18 protein-coding genes are annotated in these 22,761 nt (G+C 57.1%); 11 read left to right on the top strand and 7 right to left on the bottom strand.

From position 1 onward, the window contains the following. Positions 1-392 precede the first annotated feature (392 nt). The 11 genes from ACR0MO_RS11665 (at position 393) to ACR0MO_RS11615 (ending at position 13,639) form a co-directional block, all read left to right on the top strand. On the top strand, positions 393-2,504 hold the full coding sequence (locus tag ACR0MO_RS11665; RefSeq protein ID WP_480584608.1) for a polysaccharide biosynthesis protein: 2,112 nt from the start codon (positions 393-395) through the stop codon (positions 2,502-2,504). Between the two features lie 128 nt (positions 2,505-2,632). Then, positions 2,633-3,013, top strand: coding sequence for a GtrA family protein (locus tag ACR0MO_RS11660; protein WP_480584606.1), 381 nt, complete (start codon positions 2,633-2,635; stop codon positions 3,011-3,013). Next, positions 3,010-4,647, top strand: coding sequence for a hypothetical protein (locus ACR0MO_RS11655; RefSeq protein WP_480891375.1), 1,638 nt, complete (start codon positions 3,010-3,012; stop codon positions 4,645-4,647). The genes ACR0MO_RS11660 and ACR0MO_RS11655 overlap by 4 nt, the downstream gene beginning before the upstream one ends. Before the next feature lie 112 nt (positions 4,648-4,759). Further along, positions 4,760-5,569, top strand: a complete 810-nt coding sequence (rfbF, locus tag ACR0MO_RS11650) for a glucose-1-phosphate cytidylyltransferase (protein ID WP_170453768.1) — start codon at positions 4,760-4,762, stop codon at positions 5,567-5,569. 9 nt (positions 5,570-5,578) lie between these two features. After that, the gene (rfbG, locus tag ACR0MO_RS11645; protein WP_480891372.1) at positions 5,579-6,703 is read left to right on the top strand and encodes a CDP-glucose 4,6-dehydratase; all 1,125 of its coding nucleotides are present in this window, start codon (positions 5,579-5,581) and stop codon (positions 6,701-6,703) included. A 24-nt stretch (positions 6,704-6,727) separates the two neighbouring features. Beyond that, positions 6,728-7,936 carry a DegT/DnrJ/EryC1/StrS family aminotransferase gene (locus ACR0MO_RS11640; protein ID WP_170453766.1) on the top strand — a complete coding sequence of 403 codons (1,209 nt, stop codon included), beginning with the start codon at positions 6,728-6,730 and terminating at the stop codon, positions 7,934-7,936. After that, positions 7,933-9,051 carry an acyltransferase family protein gene (locus tag ACR0MO_RS11635; protein ID WP_170453765.1) on the top strand — a complete coding sequence of 373 codons (1,119 nt, stop codon included), beginning with the start codon at positions 7,933-7,935 and terminating at the stop codon, positions 9,049-9,051. The genes ACR0MO_RS11640 and ACR0MO_RS11635 overlap by 4 nt, the downstream gene beginning before the upstream one ends. A gap of 233 nt (positions 9,052-9,284) precedes the next feature. Next, on the top strand, positions 9,285-10,529 hold the full coding sequence (locus ACR0MO_RS11630) for a class I SAM-dependent methyltransferase (protein ID WP_170453764.1): 1,245 nt from the start codon (positions 9,285-9,287) through the stop codon (positions 10,527-10,529). A gap of 10 nt (positions 10,530-10,539) precedes the next feature. Further along, positions 10,540-11,502 (top strand): NAD-dependent epimerase/dehydratase family protein, encoded by a 963-nt coding sequence (locus ACR0MO_RS11625; RefSeq protein ID WP_480891370.1) that lies wholly within the window; start codon positions 10,540-10,542, stop codon positions 11,500-11,502. Further along, positions 11,499-12,521, top strand: a complete 1,023-nt coding sequence (locus ACR0MO_RS11620) for a glycosyltransferase family 2 protein (protein ID WP_170522875.1) — start codon at positions 11,499-11,501, stop codon at positions 12,519-12,521. The genes ACR0MO_RS11625 and ACR0MO_RS11620 overlap by 4 nt, the downstream gene beginning before the upstream one ends. Positions 12,522-12,526: 5 nt before the next feature. Further along, the gene (locus ACR0MO_RS11615) at positions 12,527-13,639 is read left to right on the top strand and encodes a glycosyltransferase family 4 protein (protein WP_480891368.1); all 1,113 of its coding nucleotides are present in this window, start codon (positions 12,527-12,529) and stop codon (positions 13,637-13,639) included. Here the strand turns inward: ACR0MO_RS11615 and ACR0MO_RS11610 are convergent. The 7 genes from ACR0MO_RS11610 to ACR0MO_RS11580 all read right to left on the bottom strand — a co-directional run bounded on the left by ACR0MO_RS11610 (position 13,609) and on the right by ACR0MO_RS11580 (position 22,456). Beyond that, positions 13,609-14,265: an HAD family hydrolase gene (locus ACR0MO_RS11610; RefSeq protein WP_170453760.1), complete on the bottom strand. Its 657-nt coding sequence runs from the start codon at positions 14,263-14,265 to the stop codon at positions 13,609-13,611. The genes ACR0MO_RS11615 and ACR0MO_RS11610 overlap by 31 nt on opposite strands. Continuing rightward, complete coding sequence (locus ACR0MO_RS11605) at positions 14,265-15,236, bottom strand: ATP-grasp domain-containing protein (RefSeq protein WP_480891365.1); 972 nt, start codon at positions 15,234-15,236, stop codon at positions 14,265-14,267. The genes ACR0MO_RS11610 and ACR0MO_RS11605 overlap by 1 nt, the downstream gene beginning before the upstream one ends. A gap of 594 nt (positions 15,237-15,830) precedes the next feature. After that, positions 15,831-16,937, bottom strand: coding sequence for a transporter substrate-binding domain-containing protein (locus tag ACR0MO_RS11600; protein ID WP_170453758.1), 1,107 nt, complete (start codon positions 16,935-16,937; stop codon positions 15,831-15,833). Positions 16,938-16,981: 44 nt separating this feature from the next. Further along, entirely contained in the window at positions 16,982-18,244 is a 1,263-nt protein-coding gene (locus ACR0MO_RS11595) for a transporter substrate-binding domain-containing protein (protein WP_170522887.1), read from the bottom strand. 20 nt (positions 18,245-18,264) lie between these two features. Continuing rightward, complete coding sequence (locus ACR0MO_RS11590) at positions 18,265-19,050, bottom strand: PP2C family protein-serine/threonine phosphatase (protein WP_480891361.1); 786 nt, start codon at positions 19,048-19,050, stop codon at positions 18,265-18,267. Positions 19,051-19,053: 3 nt separating this feature from the next. Continuing rightward, positions 19,054-20,094, bottom strand: coding sequence for an FHA domain-containing protein (locus ACR0MO_RS11585; protein WP_480891358.1), 1,041 nt, complete (start codon positions 20,092-20,094; stop codon positions 19,054-19,056). A 208-nt stretch (positions 20,095-20,302) separates the two neighbouring features. Continuing rightward, positions 20,303-22,456 (bottom strand): serine/threonine-protein kinase, encoded by a 2,154-nt coding sequence (locus ACR0MO_RS11580; RefSeq protein ID WP_480891355.1) that lies wholly within the window; start codon positions 22,454-22,456, stop codon positions 20,303-20,305. Positions 22,457-22,761 lie beyond the last annotated feature (305 nt).

The raw sequence follows: 22,761 nt of genomic DNA, 5'->3' as shown, positions 1-22,761 counted from the left end.
TCTTTGAATGACCAAAAATCAGACATAAAAATGTTCTTTACCAGTGTTTTACATCAAATTTTCGGGGTCAGACCCCCTCACGGGTCCTTGTGTGAAAAAATTACTTTTTGTTCCGCCTTGCCCTGTGGTAACGTCAGGGCATAGTTAGAACCAGAGATGGTTGTTTGTAAGCCGATTGTCGGCAGCTGCGAGTGAGATGGTTAATCAAGCCTGGGCGAGGTTTTTAGGGCGCACAGGTGGAGGGGGTAAGACAGTACGATTCATAAAATCGACCAGCTGGCGTTTAGTCGGTTGTTTTTTTTGAGTTCTATGTCTGCGGTGCGAAAATTGCGCCAATACCAATATCCGTCAAGCCAGCAGTAAGAGGTGTGTAGCAGCGCGGGAGCGTTCGTATGAGTGACTTCGATTATGTTTCTTCCGGGGCTGGGTCTCAGGGAAATAAATTTAAGGAAAGTGGGGGATTGCTGTCGGGGTTCCAGTCTTGGCAGTCTCAAATCTTCAACGAGCTAAGAGCAAATCACCGGCTTGTCATCGGTGACCTTGTCGCGTCCGCATTTGCGGTGATTGTCGCGCTGAACCTGGCCGGTGGCGGGTCCATCGCTGAAAATCTGGTTCCGGCAACCGGACCGTTGGCCATTCTGTCATGTATTATTGGCTTGGTGGTTTTCCCCTTGGCCGGTGTCTACCGTCGTCATGCGCGCTCGACCTCGCTTCGGGATATTGTGTTGATCATGCGTGGCGCGGGGCTGGCAGCGTGCTGTCTTGCGGCGATCGGGTCGATCCTGACCGTCACGGCAAGCGTTCCGTTTGCGGTTTACGTCATTCAGTTTGGTGTCATGATCCTGTGCTTCAGCGCATTGCGGGTTGTCGCGCGCAGCCGCGAGCTGACACGGCAAAACGCCAGCCTGATGGCCCATTGCCAGGCGCAGACGAAAGTGCCGGTTCTTTTGGTCGGAACGGGCGCTGCGTGCGACTTGTTTGTTCGGTCCCTGCGCAACACCGACTCCAAATTCCAGCCGGTTGGCATTATCGATGACGCCCGCAACACACAGGGCCTGTATTTCCACGATGTGCAGATCATTGGCACCTTGCTGGACTCTGAGAAAGTCATCGAGAAACTCGAAACCTGGAACAATCTGCCCCGGCGCCTGTTTCTGACCGAGCCCGTGACGCATTTCGAAAGCGACGGCATTCGTCGGATCACACGTTGGTGCGAAGCCAACGGGATTTCCGTTTCGCGCGTTCCCGGTCTGGAAGATCACGACACCGGAAAGGGTCAGGATGTTGACCCCGAAGAAATCCTGGATCGTCCGCAAAAAGAAGTCGAACGGTCGATGCTGCGCGAGATGTTCAAGGGTCGCCGCGTTCTGGTGACGGGCGCGGGCGGATCGATTGGCAGCGAACTCAGCCGTCAGATCGCTTCGTTTGATCCGGCAGAGCTGGTCATGATCGATAACTGCGAATTCAACGCCTACTCGATCGACATGGATCTGTCGCAGAACTTCGCCGACGTTCCGCGCCGGATGTATGTCGCCAGCATTCGCGACAAAACCCGTGTGAACGCAATCTTCGAACGGCACCGCCCGGAACTGGTGTTCAACGCCGCGGCTCTGAAACATGTGCCGATGGTCGAGTTGAACCCCTGCGAAGGAGTTCTGACGAATGTGATCGGCACGCGCAATGTGGCCGACGCAGCCCGCAATGTTGGCGCAATTGCCATGGTTCAGGTCTCGACCGACAAGGCGGTCAACACGACCAATGTCATGGGTGCGACGAAACGGGTGGCTGAATTCTATGTTCAGGCGCAGGACAGAATTACCAATGAGACGGAAGAACAATCCCGGTTCTTCTCGGTCCGCTTTGGCAACGTTCTGGGGTCGTCCGGCTCGCTCATCCCGCTGTTCCAGCGGCAAATCTCGAACGGTGGGCCGCTGACGGTCACGGACAAGCGCATGGAGAGATACTTCATGACCATCCGCGAAGCCGTGCAGTTGACTCTGGTCGCGGCTGCCAGTGGCCTGAAACAAGACACAAGCCATGGCGAGATCTTTGTTCTGGATATGGGTCGCCCGGTAAAAATCGTTGATCTGGCCGAGCGGATGATCCGTTTGGCAGGCCTGAAGCCGTATGAGGACATCGACATCAAGTTCATCGGTGCCCGTCCGGGTGAAAAACTGTTCGAAGAACTGTTTGACGCGTCCGAACAGCGCCATGACAGCGGTATTCCGGGTGTCGGTTCGGCGCGCCCGGAAGGTGTTCCGGCTGCGAGACTGCGGGCCATGATCCGCAAGCTGGAAGCGGCGGCAATCGAATGTGACGAGCTGACCGCCAAACGGCTTCTGAAAGAGCTTGTGCCAGGTTATGGCGTGAACGGGCTGCGCCCGATTGACGTCTCGGACCTGAAAAACAAGCCGGCCCGTGTATCTGTTGCACCTGCTGTCGCTGGTATGAAAGGGAAGGCTCCTCTGCCTCAAACTGGGGAATTTGCTACTACGGGCAGCTGATTGGCTGCCCGGTTTTTTGTTCTCGTCATAGTTTTGACGAATATTGGTTAAATGGTTTGAATACGTTGTTTAGTGATCGTAGCAAAACTGCAGGATCCTATCTGAGTCCAGTGGAGTCACCGCCGGAAATGCGATCCAGGCTCATACGGTTCTTGGGAAGCGGTGTGGTAAACACAGCGTTCGGGTACCTTGTGTTCGCCGCGCTGGTTGTTCTGAACGTCCCGGCCCAGCTTGCGCTATTGCTGCAGTTCACCCTGTGTGTCTTGTGGAATTTCCGCATTCACAAACGCTATGTCTTTGGTGTGCAGGGATATGGACGTCTTCCCTATTATGCCTCTTCTTATGTTCTGATATACTTTGTGAACGCAGTGCTGCTGCACTGGCTGATGCAAGCGGGACTTGACGCCTATCTGGCTCAGGCAATCGCGTTGGGTCCGATTGTGGTGATGTCCTACCTCTTGATCTCATGGGCGCTGCAGGTCCGAGCTTTCGGAGAAGACCCGTCATGAGCGATCTTCAATACGAGACCTCAGGTGCAAGGGTTGCCCCTTCACGGCTGAACGTTTGGCGTCTGCTGCTGAATCTGGTGACGATCTCGGGCTTGGTGTTTCTGCTGGTCTCAGTGTTTGGTCGTTTGATGAGCTACGGGCTGCGCCGGGACGAGCTGATGTTTGTCCCCCCAAGCAGCCTGATGCAGGATCAAAGCCTGTATTCCGATTTTTTCTACAACCATGTGCCGTACTCAGCCTGGTATTTTCTTGGGTTCAACACCCTGTTCGAAGGGTTTGGCCTTTTGGGTTCGGCTCGGTTCGGGGTGTTTGCCGCGTGGCTGTTGCTGTTGGTCGCCACGGGATGGCTGACCTACCGTTTGACCAGATCAGGATTTCTGGCGACGTTTTCGCTGGTTGCTCTGCTCACTAGTGAATCGTTCCTGACCGAGGCCGGGATGGCCGCAACCAACAACCTTCTGCCGTTGCCCTTTGCGGTTTTGGGTATTGGGCTTTTTGTCTGCGAGACGCTGGAAACCGAACTCAGACCCTGGCGCTTGGTGTTGGCTGGTGTCCTGTTGTCGATTGCCGCAGGCATGAAGGTCAGTGCGGTGATGTTCATTCCGCCGATCGCAATCGCCGCGTTCTTCCTACCCGCAGGATTCACGTTCAGCGAACGTCTGAAACGCGTTGTTCTGCCGTTGTTGGTTGGCGGATTGCTGGGGGCTGTGCCGTTGTTTTGGTACCTGCTGTCCGATCCTCAACTGTTCATCGCGCATGTCCTGCAGTTTCACACAGGCCCCCATATCGCGTATTGGGAGGCCAACGCCGCGTCCGAGCCGGAATTGGCGCTTGGGTTGTCAAGCAAGCTTCAACTTGCCTATTCCGCATGGCTTTCGGGGTCATCCCTTGTCCTGACTTTGGTGCTGCTAACTTTGGTATTGATGGTGGCAAGCCTGAGGGTGTCCTCGGGGGCGCTGGCAAATTCCGGGATTGGACAGGCCATTGTTGTTCTGGCCATCATGTGCCTTACGGCGGTGTTTGCATTTGTACCGACGCCGGGCTTTCCGCAATATTATGTCCAGCCGATCGTGTGCATTCCGATCCTGTTGGCGCTGATTTACCGCCTTTTGCCCGCCGCCAGCCGTCAGCAAGTCGTTCCAATGATCAGGGCGGGCATCCTTGTGATGCTGGTGCTGGGATTGCCGCGTCTTGGGTTGGGGATGCTCGCGGCCACAAACCCAAGCAAATTTACACCCCAGAAATTCGTTGAAGGCGGAGCCGCCCTGCAACAAGCCATCGCGCAAAGCGGTCAACCCGAAGGGCCTGTGGCAACATTGGTGCCGCTATACCCGCTGGAAGCGGATCTGCCTGTCTATCCTGAATTCGCGACCGGTCCATTTGCGTATCGCATCGCGCAATTTACGCCAACCGAGTTGGCGCAGCACTACCAGATTGTTGGTGACGACCAGATTGAAGATTTGTTCAATGAAACCCCGCCTGCCGCTTTCGTTTTAGGATACGATTCAACGCTGGAAGCATCATTGTTGCAGTACGCGTTGACGAATGGGTACCAAAAGGCCGAAATCGCGGGTCTTGATAATCGCTACGGCCAAGGTGTGGTATACTTGAAGCCGAAGGAGGCGGGTCAATGAGCGCGAAAGGCTCGATTCGTTTCCCACGAAGTGACGATGTAACCGACGCGTCGGGCATCCTTCTGGGTGGTTCTCGATTTTTTGAGTTGATTTTAACAAGGAAGGAAAAACGATGAAAACGGTGCTTCTGGCTGGTGGACTGGGCTCACGTCTGGCCGAAGAGACGGTTTCGATCCCGAAACCCATGGTCGAGGTAGGCGGTCGTCCTATCATCGCGCGGGTCATGGATATTTACAGTCATTTCGGCCACAAGGATTTTGTGGTTGCAGCGGGCTACAAAGCGTTGCTGCTGAAACAGTTTTTCGCAAATTACCATCTTATCGCAAACAACATCTCGGTCGCTCTGGATACCGGAGAGCTCAAGCTTGTGCCCTCGGCCCCCGGCGGCTGGAACGTGTCGGTTGTCGACACGGGTGCGCACACAATGACAAGCGGTCGAATTCGCCGACTGAAAGAGTGGCTGGACCCGAATGAGCCGTTCATGTGCACCTATTCCGACGGGCTGGGCAATATCGACATCAATGCGCTGATCGATTTCCACAAAAGCCACGGGAAACTGGCGACTGTGACGGCCGTTCAACCTCCGGCGCGTTTTGGCAACATCGAAATCAAAGGCGACCGGGTCGAGGCGTTCACCGAAAAGGTGCGCAAGCGCGATACCTGGATCAATGGCGGCTACTTTGTCTTCGAACCCGGCGTTCTGGACTACATGGTCGACGACAATGAACCGCTGGAAATGACGCCGCTGACCCAGATGGCCCGCGACGGAGAGTTGATGGCCTTCCGCCATGACGGGTTCTGGCACCCGATGGACACCATTCGCGACCGAAACACGCTGAACGCCTTGTGCGACGATGAACTGCCGCCCTGGATGAACTTCAGCGACGAGGGCGACGAAAGCTATCCTGCACTGGCGATTTGAGATCGGAACATGACGGACCAAGTCGATCCTCAGTTTGACGCCGCTTTTGCCGGGCGGCGGGTTCTTGTAACCGGGCATTCCGGTTTCAAGGGCGGGTGGATTTGTGCCTGGCTCAGAAAGCTGGGGGCAGACGTCGTCGGACTTTCCCTGCCGCCTGAGCCGGGGCCGGGGTTCTTTGACCTGTGCAAGGTCGACGGTTTCACCGACAGTCGGTTTGCCGACATTCGCGATGCGGCAGCGGTTGACAAGGCGCTTGCGGATGTGGATGCCGATCTGGTCATTCACATGGCCGCGCAACCTTTGGTTCGCCGATCTTACCGAAGCCCGGCGGAAACATTTGCCACCAACGTCTCGGGCACGGCGCATGTTCTGGACGCCGCGCTGCGGATGAAATCCTTGCAGGCGGTTGTCGTTGTCACCAGTGACAAATGCTATGACAACAAGGAATGGGTCTGGGGGTATCGCGAAAACGATCCCATGGGCGGCAAAGACCCGTATAGCGCCTCCAAGGGCTGTACCGAGCTGTTGGCGCAGTCCTACGCGCATTCCTTCTTTGCCGACCCAGACGGCCCGCGTCTGGCCACCGTACGGGCGGGCAATGTGTTTGGCGGCGGGGACTGGAGCGAGGATCGTTTGATCCCCGACATCATCCGCGCCGCGGCAGAGAACACGCCGGTTCATATTCGCAACCCCAACAGCATCAGGCCCTGGCAACATGTGCTTGAGCCGTTGTCAGGCTATCTGGCCCTAGCGGCACGGCTGCTGGGGTCCGGTCAGGATTTTGCGGGCGCGTGGAACTTCGGGCCGGATGTATCCGGAACAGTGAATGTCCGTAGCCTGTCGCAGATAATGACCGAGACCTGGGGGGACGGCGCGCCCAAGTTTACCTTTGGCACCCCGCCGGATGATTTGCACGAAGCCGGGCTGCTTCGGCTGGACAGCACCAAGGCCCAGTCACAGTTGGGCTGGCGGCCGCAACTGGCCCTGTCCGAAGCCATTCGAATGACGGTTGAATGGTACAAGGCTCAGCTTTCGGGCGAGGATATGGCGCGTCTGACCGATGCGCAGATCGATCACTACAGCAATTTGATGTCGTCGCAGCGGTACGCGCAACCGCCGCTTGCGGCCCAGTAGCAGTTTTCTAAGGAGACGACTTTAATGAGAGTGAATTACGGGCAAACAGTGCATGGCCAGGAAGAGATCGATGCCGTGGTCGAGGTGCTGAAAACATCCACGCAAATGGGCCCCAAAGTGCGCGAGATGCAGCAGCAGGTCTCGGCCCTGTTTGCCAAGCGCCATGGTGTGATGGTCAATTCCGGATCATCGGCCAACTACCTCGCCGTGGAAATCCTTGACCTGCCGAAAGGCAGTGAGGTCATTACGCCTGCGCTGACATTTGCGACAACCGTGGCCCCATTGGTCCGACAGGGCCTGATCCCCGCATTTGTCGATGCGGCCCCAGGGACTTACAATATCGATGTGGATGCCATCGAACGGATGATCACGCCGAAAACCTCGGCCATGATGATCCCATCGTTGATTGGCAACCTGCCCGATTGGCGCCGTATCCGCGAACTGGCCGATGCCCATGGTCTGAAAGTGATCGAAGACAGCGCCGATACGCTGGGCGCGACAATTGATGGAACCAGCACGGGTGTCTATTCCGACGTCTCAACCACCAGCTTCTATGGCAGCCATGTCATCAACGGTGCGGGCAATGGCGGCATGCTGTGCGTCAATGATGACGATCTGGGCCGCAAAGCGCTGTTGCTGCGCTCATGGGGGCGTTCGTCGTCCTTGTTTGTGGAATCCGAGGCCATCGAGAACCGCTTCAACGTGATGCTGGACGGTATCGAGTATGATGCGAAATTCCTGTTTGAAGACCTCGGCTACAATCTGGAACCGTCCGAGATCAGCGCCGCCTTTGGCTTGGTTCAACTGGGCAAACTGGACAACAATATTCAGGTTCGCGAAAAGGCATTTGCCGCGCATCGGGCGTTCTTTGCCCAGTATGAAGACTGGTTCATCCTGCCCGAACAACTGCCGGGTTCGCGGACCGGTTGGTTGGCCTTCCCATTGACCCTGCGCGAAGGCGCGCCGTTCACGCGCCGCGAATTGCAGATTTATCTTGAGAAGTCGGACATCCAGACCCGCCCCGTCTTTACCGGCAACATCCTGCGACAACCGGCCATGAAGAATGTCACGTGCCAAACCAGCCCCGACGGCTATCCCGCCGCCGATGCGGTGATGCGTGGCGGTATCCTTCTGGCGTGCCACCACGGTCTGGACGACGCGCAGATTGCCTATATGCATGAAACCTTTAACAAATTCGCCGAAACGCATGGCGCAAGGAAGGTCCCTGCATGACCGACGTCAGAGAGACCCAGGTTTCTCCGGAGATCGCCGCGCCTGCTGAGGGTTCAGCAAAGGCGCAGGCGGCACCGAAAGGGCATGCCGCGTCGTTCAATATGACGGTGCATGCCTTTCGGGGCGTAACCTCGCTGATGGTGTTCATTGCCCATCTGGCCGGGGGGACCGCACTGAACGCTTATGCAGATGATCCTTCTGTTTTCGCGGGTCTCGAACACTATTGGAACTTCGGAACCAATGTAGTGTTTTTCTTCTTTATCATCAGCGGCTTCGTTATCCTTCCCAGCTCGATCAAATATTCGCCGGGCGGGTTCGCTGCGCGACGTCTGATTCGGATCTATCCGCTGTTCTTTGCCATGACGATGTTGTTCATCGTGTTGAACGCGGTCACCAACACGGCGCCGGAACTGAAGGACCCGTGGAAGATCTTTCTGGCCTTAACGTTCTTGACCAATTTCACCAATACCGGGCAACTGACCCCCAACGCCTGGAGCATTGTCTATGAGATGTGGTTCTACCTTCTGACCGGGCTGGTCATGGCATTTGCCATCCATCGCCCATCGAAGATCGGTCTGGCGCTGTCTGTACTGGCTGCGGTGGCCTTCACACTCTATTTCCCGGCGACGCTGTTCTTCCTTGGCGGCGTGATGATCCGGCTGCTTGCAGATCGGGGCATGCTTCCAACCGGCAAACTGGTTCCGGTTGGCGAGATACTGGCATTTGGTGGCGCGGTCTATTTCCTGCAACTTGGCAAGGTTCTCTATATCCCGTCAGATTTCGTCGATCCGAATGTGACACTGACCATCGTGTTCTCGGTCTTGTATTTCATGCTGGCCATATCACCGGGCAGCATCAGTGGCCGCGTTTTTTCCAGCAAATGGATCTTCTATCTGGGCACGATCAGCTACAGCATGTTCCTGACACACCCCTACGTGTACCTGCCAATGCGCATGGTCTTCGAAAAGATGGGGTGGTTCGGTTCGAACTTTCCGCTGTCGGTTTCGATTTTTATCCTGGTGACAATTCCGCTGGGCGTACTGGTCGCGCATCTGGCGCACATAACGGTCGAAACCTGGCTGTATCAGAAGGTGTTCAAGCAAAAGGTGTTTTGATCCGAAATCATCGGGTCGCATTCGCCGAAAAGGAGGAAAGGAAAAAGACACAGGCACAGATTGGTAATACGCCCCCAAGGCAACGCTGTGTTTGAACCATCTGCTAAGCAATTCTGTGACGCAGAACTTCCTGAGATACCGGTTGCCGGACACATAACCGCAAACGGTACGCAACCTAAAACAGATAGCTGTCGCGCTTTTTGCGCATATTGAATTGAAATGAAGGTAGTGTGATGAATATGCAGAGTGTACGTCCAACATCCCGCACAACGTGCCGGGCCTGTAAATCAGAAAATCTGATGCTGGTATTGCCGATGGGCAATCACCCTCCGGCCAATATGTTCGCCAAAACGCAGGACTTGTCGGAACCGCAACCCGCATTTCCGCTGAACACGCAGGCCTGTCTGGACTGTGGCCTGATACAGGTCGCCGACCAGGTTCCGGCTGATTTCTTCACCGATTACCTCTACGTGCCGTCTGGCGCGGCTACGATGCATACCCATTTCGCGGGGCTCGCCCAGGTGGCGGTTGATCGCGCGCAAGGCGGTATGATCGTGGATATCGGCTGTAACGACGGGCTTATGCTGTCCCACGCAAACGGGCTGGGCGGCAAATGTCTTGGGATCGATCCGGCGGCAAACCTTGCCAAAATCGCGAATGAGCGTGGCGTGCGGGTCCATGTTGATTTCTTTAACCCGGAAACCGCCAAGACTGTGCGCGAACAGGAAGGCCCTGCAAGCGTCATCACGACAACAAATACCTTTAACCATATCGACGACCTGCACGGTTTCACCGCCGGTGTCCTTGATCTTTTGACCGACGATGGTGTGTTCATCATCGAGGTGCCTTGGGGCAAGGCCATTCTGGAAACCAATGAATTCGACAACGTGTATCACGAGCACGTCTCGGAACTGAGCTTGTTGTCCATCGTCAAGCTTGGGGAAGCGGTGGGTCTGGACGTTGTCGACGTGACCAAACTGCCGGTCCACGGCGGTTCGATGCGGGTGTTCATGCAGCGCGCGACTTTGAACAAAACGCCTGCGCCCATCGTGGCCGAAATGCTGGCCGACGAAGCGGCGGCAGGCATGACCGACCGCGCCAGTTACGAAGAGTTCGCCGACCGCGTGCACGAGCTGCGCGACAGCCTGCTGAAAATTCTGGCGGACCTGAAAGCCGACGGCAAGACAGTCGCAGGCTACGGCGCACCGGCCAAAGGCAACACGTTGCTGAACTATTTCGACATCGGGGTTGAGACGCTTGATTTCCTGGTCGACCGCAACCCGCTGAAGCAGGGGCTGTATTCGCCCGGCAAGCTGATCCCGGTTCTGCCGCCCGAAGCGGTTTTTGAGCGCAAGCCCGATTACCTGCTGGTGCTGGCCTGGAACTTCTTTGACGAGATCCGCGAACAAATGGCCGAGTTCGAAGCCCAGGGCGGAAAATTCATCGTCCCGCTGCCAATGCCGGTTATCCTTCCCTGAGGATCCGGCGATGGCACGTGTCCTCATAACAGGCGCATCAGGGTTCATCGGATCGCACCTCACTCGGGCCTGTCTGGACCGGGGGGATGAGGTTGCAATCCTGACACGGCCGGGATCATCGCTTGGCCGTCTCGGGACTGCTGTGTCAGATGTTGCTACGTATCGCTGCGCCTATTCTGATGAGCACGCGCTGCGCGATTGCTTTCAGGATTTTGCTCCGGACACGGTGTTTCACACAGCGGCACGAACCCGGTTTTCGAACGCGCCAGACCTTTCGGACCTGGATCAGAGCATCGACGAAAACCTCAAGAGTTTGACCCGTCTGATCAAGGCGGCTGCGACCTGCGCGTCGCCGCCTCGGGCCTTTGTCCGAACCGGTACCATCGCAGAATACGGTGATGTGCCCTTGCCTTTTGTAGAAACAGAGCGGGAACATCCCGTAAACGCGTACGGAACATCACTTCTGGCGGGCACGAAATACCTTGAGATGGCGGCACCCAGATTGCCCTTTGTCGCCGTGACCGCACGTCTGGCGTTGACCTACGGGCCGGGACAATCCGAAGATTTCCTGATCCCTCAGGTTATTGAAAACCTGCTCAGCAACAGACCCGTTCACCTTCGGCGGCCCCATGACAGGCGGGATCTAATCCATGTGGATGACGTCGTTCAGGGCCTGACAGAAATTGCAGACGCCCCTGAAAAGGCGGGCCCGGTCATCAACCTGTGCACGGGCCATGCGCCCGAAATGTCCGAGATGGTTCAGCATCTAAGATCTTTGGCCGGAGCCGGTGAAAGCATGCTAAAATGCGATGCACCGGTTGATGAGCCAAATGTCCTGTTGCCCGACGCAAGCCAGATGAAGGCGCGATATGGTTGGCAACCCGCGATTTCACTGTTGGACGGCCTGACACGCACTTTTCAATGGGCAAAGCAGTTTAAAGCATCATCAGCGACGGCGGGAGCGCGCGCATGACACTGGTATCCATTCTAATTCCGGCCTTGAATGAGGAAGACAACGTCAAAACGGCCTATGACCGGGTTGTCAACGTCTTCGACAATCTGCCCGATTACGAGCCCGAGATCATCTTCACCGACAACCATTCGACGGACCGCACCTTTGACATTCTGTCCGAGATCGCAGCCGAGGATCACCGGGTCCGTGTAATCCGCTTTGCCCGAAACATGGGGTATCAATCGTCGGTTCTGACTGCGTATCGGTCTGCCAACGGCGCATGTTCGATTCAGCTGGATTGCGACATGCAGGACCCGCCCGAATTGATCCCGATGATGTTGGACTTGTGGCGGCAGGGCAATCACGTCGTTTATGGCATTCGCCGCAGCCTGCCCGACGGTCCGATTGTGGCCGCGGCCCGGCGGGGTTTCTATGCGTTGATCGACATGATCAGCAATGACGATCTGCCCAGAAACGCGGGTGAGTTCCGCCTGACGGATCGCCGCATTCTGGACGAGCTGCGCCTTGTAGACGACCGCTCGCCCTATGTGCGCGGATTGATCAGCGGCATGGGATTTCAGCAGGTCGGGTTCGAATATGATCGCGATGCCCGGACCGCAGGCGAGTCAAAATTTCCGTTCAAGGCAATGTTGTCGCTGGCCATTGACGGGTTGATCAACCATTCGCTGCTGCCGTTGCGATTGGCCTCGATGATCAGCCTGACCGTGGGCCTGATGACCTTTTTGCTGATGATGGGCTACATCATCGGGAAGCTGTTTTTCGGGCAGGATTGGCCCGGCGGCTTTGCGACGACAACGATCCTGCTGCTGTTATCGATGACCCTGAACGCCATGTTCCTTGGGATCCTGGGCGAGTATATCGGCCGGATTTTCCTTCAATCCAAAGACCTGAACCGTCCGTTGATCGAGAAAGAGGTGAACGCGCCCCATCCGTTGCACACCATCCCGGACACCCAATCGCAACACGCAGATTTGCCAGATAGCGGAATAAGTGGCCGTCTGCACAACGCGGCCGAGTAACCCCCATGAAGTTGTTAATGGTTCAAGGCGGTTTTGGTGCAGGTGGGGCGGAAAAGAACATCGCGATGATCGCCGAGCATCGGTTGAGCCTTGGGGATGAGGTGCATATCGTCGGGATGGCAACCCCCGACAACAGTTCGTATTTCGACTACCCCGAGGCGACGAACCTGCATGTTATTCACTCCGGCGACGGATTCTCAAAGCTGGTGCAATTTCGGCGGTTGCTTCATATCCGGCAGACTGTGCGGCAGGTGCAACCTGATCTGATTATGTCGTTCCTGACCAAGATCAACGTGCTGACCCTGTTGGCAAACACGGGTCTGAACGTCCCCGTTTTGGTGTCAGAGCGTAACAATCCGCAAGCGCAGCACGCCCATCCGATCTGGTTGAAAGGGTTCAATACGCTGGCCCGCTCGGCCACGGCCATCGTGATGCAAACCGAACGCGCCCGTCAGGATTTACCTGACGCTTTGGCGAACCACACACATGTCATTCCCAATCCTTGCGCGCCTTTTTCGGATGTCACGTTGGGGGAGGGGGCCGCAAACATGGTCGCCGTGGGCCGGTTGGAATGGCAAAAGGGGTTTGACCTGTTGCTGGATGCCATGCCCGAAATCATCAGCCGGGTGCCTGACGCCAAATTGACGATTTTTGGTGATGGCCCAAAACGCGATGAGCTTGAGCGTCAGGTTCAACGAATGGGTCTGACCGACCGTGTTCAATTGCCCGGATCAAGCGCGCGACCCGGCGCTTGGATGCAGGACGCAGATGTGCTGGTGTTCCCGTCGCGGTTCGAAGGGTTTCCCAATGTGGTTGCCGAGGCAACCGTTTCCGGCTTGCCGGTTGTGGCCTTCGATTGCGCCTACGGCCCGCGAGAGATTGTCCGGGACGGAGAGAACGGCATCCTCGTTGCTCCGGAGGACACCCCGGCGTTGGCGAACGCAGTGGCAGGGCTGCTGACGGACAAAGACAGCCTTGCGAAAATGAGGCAATCTGCGGTGGAAAACCGGTACTGGCTGCAACCCTCTCGGGTGCTGAGTGACTGGGATCAGGTCATCGATCAAATTGTTCCAAGCCACTCGATGTTTCAGGAAAACTCGATCACGTCCGGCAACTGATCGAAGTCAATGATCCTTACCTGCGCGGCATGCGCCTGATCCGGTGGGTTGGGATCGTGAACGGCTCCGGCCCGCAAAACCTGCACCGTTTGCCATCCCATCGCATTTGGCGTCACGAAGTCTTTGGCCGGATTATCCGCGACATAGACCATTTTCGACCCGCCGGGGGCCAGGCTTTCCATTTCTTCAAATGCGCGGGGATGCGGCTTTCCAAACCCCTCGGGCCAAGCGCCGGTGGGGCGAATATGCGCGATGTGCTTTTCCAACCCCAGCGCGGCGATCTTGTTGCGCTGCATCCGTTCCGGCCCATCGGTGATCAACCCCATCGGATGGCTTGCGGCATTCAGAAACCGTTCCGCGTCCGGGCTAAGCTGAATTTTTGGAACGTGCAGCCGGTATTCCTGCACCAGTCGATCAATGAAGTCCGGACTATCCGGCAGCCCGAGCAATGCGCAGGCGGTATTGAAGATTTTCCGCCTGTCTCCGGTTATAAAGATATTCTGACAGGCAGGTCCAAATCCTGAAACGCCGTAATGTTCTGCGACCCAACGTTCGAGATGCGCAAACCCGCTGAACGCAAAATCGCGTTCAAGATACAGGGTATCGTCCAGATCAAAAACCAGCATCAATCGATATACACGGCGCTGTCATACCGCATCATGCGCACCCCGTCGCGCCAATCGTTATGGGGTGACGATGGCAATCCGGCCACCTCTTCCAGCAGCCATTGCGCAAACGGCGCACCTGCATGGTCTGCCAGCGGGTATCCACCCCCAAAACGCGCGTTTATTTCGATGACGCATGGCCCCAGTTTCGGGTCGTCAATGATCTGAAAGCACGCCACCCCCCTCAGGTCGGGCAGCGCGTTCACAATTCCCTCGGCAATTTTGTGCAGGTCAGCGCGGCGTTCGGTGCGGCCCTTTTCGACCTCGCCCGCCCTGATTTGGATCCGTTTGTGCGGTATCACCGTTTGCAAGCGGCCTTCCTGATCGACAAACATGTTAATCGTGTATTCCGGGCCGCTCAGATTGTCCTGAAAGATCATGGGTTCGGGGAAAACGGCAGGAACTTCGTCTATTGAATTGAAAACCTGAAGCCCGCGGCTGGCGCTGCCGCCGCTTGGTTTCGCGAAAGCTGGCCAGGACACACCGTCTGGATTTTCAAGAACTCCCGCGTGATCCAACGTGCGCGGAACGGGCACTCCGGCCGCTGCCAGAACGGCAGAGGTTTGATGCTTGTCCCGAACAACCTCGATCACATTCGGGGGCGAGACATGGACATGCGCGCCTGCGGCGGCGAATTCGTCCAGCGCCACGGACAGGGGCAACAGTTCGGGATCGATTGTGGGGACCACCAAATCCACACCATGATCGCGCACGATCTGTAAAACAGCAGTGATGTAACCGGAATCATCAGTTCTTGGCACTGCAAACGCCTGATCAGCCAAAGCGCAGGCGGCGCTTTCATCCGGGTTCAAATCACATGCAAGAATTTCGAGATCACATTCAAGGCGTTCAGCGGCCGCACGAAAGCAGTTAAGCAATCCAACGCGACGACCAGCGGAACAAAGAAGAAGTTTCAAGGCGCGACGAGCCATGTTTACCTATAAAATATCAAACAACTACGCAGACCTACAGTTACATGGTTAAGGTAATTCTGTGAACGCTCATCGCGCCGTTGAGGCGAATTATTTTGCCCCCGTGCGGTTGTGATCAACCGTCGAAACATCCCGCCACCCCGCCGGCATGTACCGAACCGGCCAATAGGCTTGGATGACCGCGAAACATAGTGCAGATCGGCCAAAGAACCGACTTAAATGCGCACATAAACAAGCACTTGACTAGAATTTTACCGTTTCTACGGGATTCCCCTAATTCTCGTGCAGGGTTAATCTGTGTAATTTGAGGACAACAAAGTTTTACAACCGGTGAGGCCGCAAGGCTAAATCACTCACTCGTTGAATGGCCAGCATTTGGGGTGCTGGCCATTTGCTTTTCCGGCACCAAAAACACTTATTTCTGGCTTTTGTGTACTTGCCTGCGCATGACGGCACGCAAGACCGCTGGGGTTGGCTGTGACCATCCACTTGCACGATCGGAATGGCCTGGAAATCGGCGGGCACGACCGGGATACCAAAACAAAAAAGGGCCGGTCACAGGACCGGCCCAGTGAGTTCAGCTGAACCGAGGGATCAGTTCGAAGCTGCGTTCAGTTTTTCGTTCTGCTCGCGCAGCGAGTCCGAAATGATTGCGTACCATTCGCCGGATTCGCGCATTTCGTTCAGACCCTTGTTCATCATCGCGATGTATTCGCGCGCGAACGGGTTGGTGCGGTGCGCCAGGAAGCTCATCGACGACAGGGTCGAAACATATGGGTTTTCGATGATGTCAGCCGAGGTCAGGCCCATGTCGTTCATGGTGGATGCAAACAGATCAACTTCGAACGCCGCCACATCCGCGGTGCCGGTCAGAACCGCATCCAGACATTCACGCGCAGAGCTGGGCTGAACGACGGTTGTGTTCTCACGGTTCAAGCCAACTTCTTCCAGAACAACCATGCTCCAACCCGCCATCCGGCAAATGGTGGACCCTTCAAGATCGCTGAAATCCGTTGCGCTTGCATACTGGCTTTCAGGCAGAGTGAAGAAGCCACCGACGACGTCGTAGACCGGAACCGACGCAACAAACTGGGTGCAGCGCGCCGTTGTTTCAGCCGACCATTCGTATGTGCGGTTTGTGCAATCCGGAACGGTCCAGGCGATCGAGATATCAAATGCCCCAAGCGGCAACAGGGTCTCCAAGTGCGAGCTCCAGTCGTCTACGAAGCTGACCGAATAATCGCGGCTGTTGCCAGCCCGCTGCAGGCTGGTGGTTGCCAGACGGGTCATGATGCCGCCGCCGCTCAGCGCCTCGGTTGTGAACGGCTCCCAGCCGTTACCGGCAACCATTTTGATCGGCGGGGCGTAGACGTTCGAACGCTTGACGCTGGCCGCACGCTGTTCTTCCGCTGCGATGATTTCCTGCGCCGATTGGCCGTTTGGCAGGCTGCCATCTTCACAGGGCAGAGCAAGAACCAGGCCAGGCTCAAGCGCGTTGGGGTTGTTGATGATGTTGCGGTTCGCGTTGAAGATCGGCTGATAGTTCGAGGTGCCATAGGCGGCAATCGCGATGGTCGCCATCGTGTCGCCGTCTGCAACGGTGTAGTTGGTGCAGGCCTCTTGTGCTGCGGCAGCACCGGCGCTGAGCGCGGTAACGGCGCCGGCCGACATTACAACTTTCTTCAGATTAAATTCAAACATGTCCACTTCCTCCAGACTATTCGTTTGTCAGGCCATTTGGGGCCTTAGCCATTTTCCATTTGATGCCGCAGTGCAGACGACACGATGTCGCGCCATTCGCCGGATTGCTGCATGATTGTCAGACCCTGATTCAGCGTCTCAAGGATCGCTTCCCCATCAGGATTATCTTTGTGGGTCATGACGTTAAGCGACTTGATCGCCGCAAGGTTGGGGTTTTCGATGATGCGATGCTCGTAGCCCAGCCGCGAGATTGCCTCGACCGCCAGATGGGCTTCGATTGCGACGATATCCGCGCGCCCTTCGATGACCGCGTGAAAACAGTCATCCGGCGAAACGGGACGCATCAGGCTGATGACCGGCTCGTACAGGCTGACGGCATCCATATGCGATAGCGACCAGCCTTCGGGGCGGCAGATGGTCGTGCCCGCGAAATCGGAATAGGTCAGCGTTTGTTCGTAGCCCGATCCTTCAAGGGCAAAGAACGTATCCACAACTTCGTAGAACGGGTTCGAGAAATTGTAGGTTTCACAGCGTTCACGGTCGCTTTCAGACAGGGCTGCCGCCTCTTCGCAATTGGGGCGCGACCATGGGAAGGTTCCGTCAAAGGCCAGCGTTGGCATCAGCAGGTCCAGATGCGAGGACCAGTCGTTGACGAACTGAATTTTATACGCCTGCTCGGGCGCGGCGCGCAGCATCGCAGTTTCGACCAGACGGGTATAAAGCCCACGGTTCGGCAATTCCTCGTCGGTGAACGGCGCGTAGTTACCACCTGTGATCAGCAGAATCTGCCTGTCGCGGATCTCGGGGCGGTCGTCCGACCGGGCCTCTCGGATCAACGCGGCACCTTCGGCGCGGGCCGCTTCAATCTCTTCCACCGCCGACGCTTTGGCCGCCGAAACTGCGTCTTCGCTGGCTTTCTTGGCTTCGGCCTCGGCCGCTGCAACGCGGGCTTCGGCATCGGCAATCGCCTTCGCGGCACGCTCTTCTGCGGCTTTCACCAATTCCGATGCCATTTCGGCGGCCAGACGTTCCGCCTCGGTTTCCGGCGGAGCAACCGCACGGCCGACTTCTTCGAGGCAGGGCAGGGTCAGAACGTCACCGACACGGATGATGTTGGGGTTGGACCCGATGACATCGCGGTTTGCATCGTAAATGATGCGGAAATCCTCGGTCGAATAGACCTGGATCGTCAGTTCTCGCAGGCTGTCGCCGCGCTGAATCTCGTAGGTCGAACATGCCTCTTGCGCCGAGGCCGCGCCGGTGGCGGCGGCAAGGGCAAGGCTTGATATGATTAGGTGCTTTCTCATGGGTCCTGTTGCTTTGCCTGTTAGGGTCGTGTCGGTTTCGCGATTGCGATTGTCAGGTTGTCCTGATCTGGATTGGCCTTGGCCAGAACGGCCCGCAGCAAGGCGTCCGCGATTTCCTGTGCCAAAGCGGTTTTGTGTTCGCGCAAAACAGCTTCGATTTCGCTGTCCGAGAGGGTCTGCAACCCGTCGCTGCCAAGGATCACAACATCACCCGAGCTCAGCGTCAGCGGCGTTTCAGGGCAGTCAACCTTGGGGATCGCACCACCCATGACAACCGAGGTCAGCTGATTGCGATCCGGATGGGACTGCGCCTGCGCTTCGGTCAGTTTGCCTTCGGCCACTTGCGCATCGATCACGGGGGCCATCGAATGGTCTTCGTTGACCTGTGTCAGAACACCTTCCCGAAACAGATAGAGCGGGCTGTCACCGATTGAAATCCAGTACATCCGCTGGTCGAGGAAAAGCGCGCCCAGAAGCGTTGACCCCATATTGAAGCCGCCGCCTTTTTCTTCGTTGTGGTTTGCAATCGCCGTGTTGGCCAGCATCGCAGCCAGGGGCAAGGCATCAACCGCAGCGGGTTCGGCCAGGGTGTCACCGCTCAGCTCCGCATCCAGCGACTCGCGCCAGGATGCGATTACCAGCTCCGAGGCGACCTCGCCCGCTTCATGACCGCCCATGCCGTCAGCGATCACGATGTAACCCGCGTCGATCGCATCGAACATCCGTGCAGCCACGGCATCTTCCTGCGTGTCTCGCTGACCCTGGTTCAGGATCAGCGCAATATCATATGCCGGAGTCGCCAGCATCTATTACGAATCCCGCCAGTCAAAGCCGTCGTCGCAGAAGGCTGCAAACCGGATCGAGGTTTCGCTGATGCGGATCAGGTCGCCGCTGGACAGCGCCACAGTGCTCAGCACCGGCTTGCCGTTCAGGCGCACAAGATTGGCCTTGCCGCCATGGCCCAGATAGCATTTGCGATCTTCCGGATCATAAGCAATCACCGCGTGGTTCGAGCGGGAAATCCCCGTATCGCCAAAGTCCAGCTGGATCGCCTGATCGTCGTTGCGGCCAATCTGCATCAGACCTTCTGTCAGGGTGATGCTGGCCCCACGTCCGGGCCCCGAGGTGACAACCAGCCACCCGACAGGGAAGGTCTCTTGCACGGCCTCGGTTTTAGCGACCGGCTCAGCGGTTTCCATCAGGTCCTGAACATGCGTGTCGGCACGCTCGAACCCAAGGAACGTGGTCTTGACGCGCGAACGGCGGTCCTGCGCGGGGGCGGGCTGTGGCGCTGCCTCAACTTCCTGCGTCACTTCAGGCGCGGCTTCAGCCACCGGGGCGGGGGTTTCAACGACCTCTGCCACTGGTTCTTCCGCGACCGGTTCCTCAACGGGGGTCTGCACCGGTTCCTCAGCAATCGCTTCCGGCTCAGAGGGTGTTTCTTCGATTGGCTCAACCGCGTCTTCGGTGGTCAGGCGCAGGGTCACGATCTGCTCATCCGCGACCGGTGCGGGCGTTTCTTCCTCTGCACCCATGTCAGCTGTTTCGGCCTCGTCTTCCACGAAGATCGACTGCTCAACCGGCTCCTCAACCTCTGCGGCATCTTCCTCAGAAAAGTCCGGCATCTTTTCTTCCGGCATCAATTCATCCGTTTCCTCATAGGATTCGGATGACATATTCCCGCCTGCCAGCGCCGCGCGCAGGGCGTTGAAATCAGCGATGGGCTGTTCCTGCTTTTCCTCGATGGGATCTTCGCTGGCCGCTGCCGACGTGGTTTCCGAGGCTTCGTCTTCTTTGGCTTTGCCGGCGCCTTCGAGAAGCCGGCTAAGAGGGCTTTTGTATTTGAACATGGCGTCGACACCTTCAATCTTTTGGCACGCAACATGTGTGCCGGGGGCTGCAACATACCTCTGTGCAAGACAGCACAGCGGCTTTCATCATATTGAAAAACCAGGAAAACTCTTACATTCTGCGGCGGGCCGGTCCCCGTCAGGATGGCCTGAAAGGCGGCCATCCTCAGCAAATACACACTGGCAGATCACATTCGAACCGGTCAGATCACTCCTGCGATAGCGGCATCACAGCGGCCGTCTCACTTCCGTTTCGTGTCACTGTGAAACGGGCCTGGGATTTTTCTTCGGCAACAAGCGCGGCCAGCAACTCGTCCAGGCTCTCTGCGCCGTTGAGTGCGACACCACCCTGCGCCTCGCTCAGCAGAACATCGCCTTTCTGCAGGTCGCCCGCAGTCTCGGCCGGAACGTCTGACACAACGGTCTGCCAACTCTCGTCACCCGTGCTGCGGATTGTGAACATATAGCCGTTCTCCAATCCGACCGAGCGGATGGCGGGCAGGGCCAACAAACCGTTCTGCGCCCGTGTTTCACCCAAGGGGCGATACCGGGCCGCAACACGGATATAGCCGTCCGGGTCAACATTGAGGTTGTCGAGAACATGCGTTGCAAAGGACGCATCACCCCGAACCGGGCTGCCATTGAGCGTAAAGATCGTCGAACCGCGCTGAACCCAATCACCGATGACCGACATGTCCTGATTCTGATCAACGCCGGTTATCGAAAACGTATGCCCGGTCGACGCGCGGCGGCGCGAGATCGAGAAAGGAATATCCACATCCCAATGCGAGAATGCGATCTGGTTCTCGGCCAGATCCACCGGACCAGCCGGTTCCGCAACAGCGGTCTCGGCGGGGGCCGGATCATTGACCGCCGCGTCCGGTTCTGCGGCGGCTGCTTCTGTGGCAGCCGCTTCCGCAGCGTCGGAACTTGCCTGCTCGACAGGCGGCTCTGAAATTTCTTCTGGTGCAGGTGTGGCCACCGTTTCGGAGGCGGCTTCGGGTGTTTCTACAACCGTTTCCTCGGCGGGTTCAGACTCAACCACTGCTGGCTGTGCATCTGTGGCAACCACCGACGCAGTTTGCGTGTCATCCGCTTTGTCGCCACCCGACAAGACAAAGAAGCCACCCGCGGCAACTGCCAATGCAACCACAGCCACACCGGCCAACAGCTTGCCGCTGCCGCCAGACCCGCTCTGAACCACGGTGTCCACCGCGACCGGAGTGTCTTCTTTTGCGGCGAACTTGGCCCGTTCATCGTCTTTTTTGTCTTCGTTCCCCAGCGCAATATCGGCGTTTCCAGCCAGCAGCGCCGTCACGACCGCTTCGGCATTTTCGGTCTCGGCCTTGATCCGGGCTTTTTCCGCCTCTTTATCCGTGCGATCCATCCCGACGATGACCGAAACCGGGCGGTAGGCAAACGTATCGAACATCACGCCGGGGCCACGGAACATCCGCAACCAGTCCAGCGCGCTTTGCAGGCGGTCGGTAGCGTGAACCTCCATCGCCTTGTCGATGGCCTCAAGGAACCCTTCGGGGTAGCCGTCAAACCGACCGGCCAGCGGCGCGTAGGGATCATCCTGCCCATTGTTGAAGGCGTTCAGGCGGGATTGGCCATCAATCGGGCGCTCTCCGCTGATCGCGTGATACAAGGTCGCGGCCAGAACATAGAGGTCGCTGCTTGGGCCTTGCTCGGCCCCGCGCACGTAGAACTCGTGCGGAGAGTATCCGTCCTTGATCACCCGCAAGGTCAGCAGCGCCGCGGACTTGTTGGCCGCCTGTTCCCGTGCAGCGCCAAAGTCGATCAGAACCGGGTCGCCATTTTCGTCAATCAGTATGTTGTCCGGCGAAATATCCCGGTGCAGCATCCCGCTTTGGTGAATGAACGACACCGCCGACAGCATCTTTTCGGTCACCTGAACGATAAAGTCCGGGCCGCTTTCGTTTTCGGGGTTCTCGACGTAATCCAGCAGGTCACACCCCCGGATCAGGTCCATCGCGATATAGGCGGTGTCGTTGTCTTCGAACACCTGATGCACATCGACGATATTGGGGTGCACAAGCCGCGCGTGGTTGCGGGCTTCCTGAATGAACAGGTCGATGATGGCGCGCAGGTCGTCTTTGTACGCCGGGTCATTCGGTGCAACCAGATCGCCATCGCGACGGCACAGGGCACCGGGAAAACACTCTTTGATCACCACGTCACGCTCCAGGCTGTCGCGCGCCAGATAGGTGATTCCAAATCCACCATTGCTGAGATATTTCAGGATTTCATACTGCCCGCGCAAAAGCTTTGCGCCGGGTTGAAGTCCTTCGATCTGAGGTTCGTCGTGCGATGCACCGACCGCCTGGTTGTGGCTCATTTCATTCCGCCCGTTCTACTCGTTTTGCGGTACAATAACCGGGCAAATCGCCCACGAACTCACAACCAAAAACAACCGCAGGACACTTGAGAACGGTTAGACGTTTCAAATTTGACTTTATTGGGGCCGCCTGATGGCTTCACTATGGATCGTTTTTGTGCGATATCTATATTTAGATACCACACCATCCACTAACACAATATGTTGTCTCTATAGCTAAGAAACTTGAAAACTGACGCCCCGATTTGAGACGCTTGGTCTACGATTTCGAAACAATTAAGAATCGGTTTTTGCTGTTTTCGAAT

It is taken from the genome of Ruegeria sp. K5 (assembly GCF_056531805.1).
The sequence above is the reverse complement of the archived record's forward strand: the minus strand, read 5'-3'. Positions and strand labels throughout refer to the sequence as shown.

Bases quoted from the DNA above. Each gene is read 5' to 3' on its own strand.
- ACR0MO_RS11665 (WP_480584608.1), top strand. From the start codon at position 393: ATGAGTGACTTCGATTATGTTTCTTCCGGGGCTGGGTCTCAGGGAAAT.
- ACR0MO_RS11660 (WP_480584606.1), top strand. From the start codon at position 2,633: ATGCGATCCAGGCTCATACGGTTCTTGGGAAGCGGTGTGGTAAACACA.
- ACR0MO_RS11655 (WP_480891375.1), top strand. From the start codon at position 3,010: ATGAGCGATCTTCAATACGAGACCTCAGGTGCAAGGGTTGCCCCTTCA.
- rfbF (WP_170453768.1), top strand. From the start codon at position 4,760: ATGAAAACGGTGCTTCTGGCTGGTGGACTGGGCTCACGTCTGGCCGAA.
- rfbG (WP_480891372.1), top strand. From the start codon at position 5,579: ATGACGGACCAAGTCGATCCTCAGTTTGACGCCGCTTTTGCCGGGCGG.
- ACR0MO_RS11640 (WP_170453766.1), top strand. From the start codon at position 6,728: ATGAGAGTGAATTACGGGCAAACAGTGCATGGCCAGGAAGAGATCGAT.
- ACR0MO_RS11635 (WP_170453765.1), top strand. From the start codon at position 7,933: ATGACCGACGTCAGAGAGACCCAGGTTTCTCCGGAGATCGCCGCGCCT.
- ACR0MO_RS11630 (WP_170453764.1), top strand. From the start codon at position 9,285: ATGAATATGCAGAGTGTACGTCCAACATCCCGCACAACGTGCCGGGCC.
- ACR0MO_RS11625 (WP_480891370.1), top strand. From the start codon at position 10,540: ATGGCACGTGTCCTCATAACAGGCGCATCAGGGTTCATCGGATCGCAC.
- ACR0MO_RS11620 (WP_170522875.1), top strand. From the start codon at position 11,499: ATGACACTGGTATCCATTCTAATTCCGGCCTTGAATGAGGAAGACAAC.
- ACR0MO_RS11615 (WP_480891368.1), top strand. From the start codon at position 12,527: ATGAAGTTGTTAATGGTTCAAGGCGGTTTTGGTGCAGGTGGGGCGGAA.
- ACR0MO_RS11610 (WP_170453760.1), bottom strand. From the start codon at position 14,265: ATGCTGGTTTTTGATCTGGACGATACCCTGTATCTTGAACGCGATTTT.
- ACR0MO_RS11605 (WP_480891365.1), bottom strand. From the start codon at position 15,236: ATGGCTCGTCGCGCCTTGAAACTTCTTCTTTGTTCCGCTGGTCGTCGC.
- ACR0MO_RS11600 (WP_170453758.1), bottom strand. From the start codon at position 16,937: ATGTTTGAATTTAATCTGAAGAAAGTTGTAATGTCGGCCGGCGCCGTT.
- ACR0MO_RS11595 (WP_170522887.1), bottom strand. From the start codon at position 18,244: ATGAGAAAGCACCTAATCATATCAAGCCTTGCCCTTGCCGCCGCCACC.
- ACR0MO_RS11590 (WP_480891361.1), bottom strand. From the start codon at position 19,050: ATGCTGGCGACTCCGGCATATGATATTGCGCTGATCCTGAACCAGGGT.
- ACR0MO_RS11585 (WP_480891358.1), bottom strand. From the start codon at position 20,094: ATGTTCAAATACAAAAGCCCTCTTAGCCGGCTTCTCGAAGGCGCCGGC.
- ACR0MO_RS11580 (WP_480891355.1), bottom strand. From the start codon at position 22,456: ATGAGCCACAACCAGGCGGTCGGTGCATCGCACGACGAACCTCAGATC.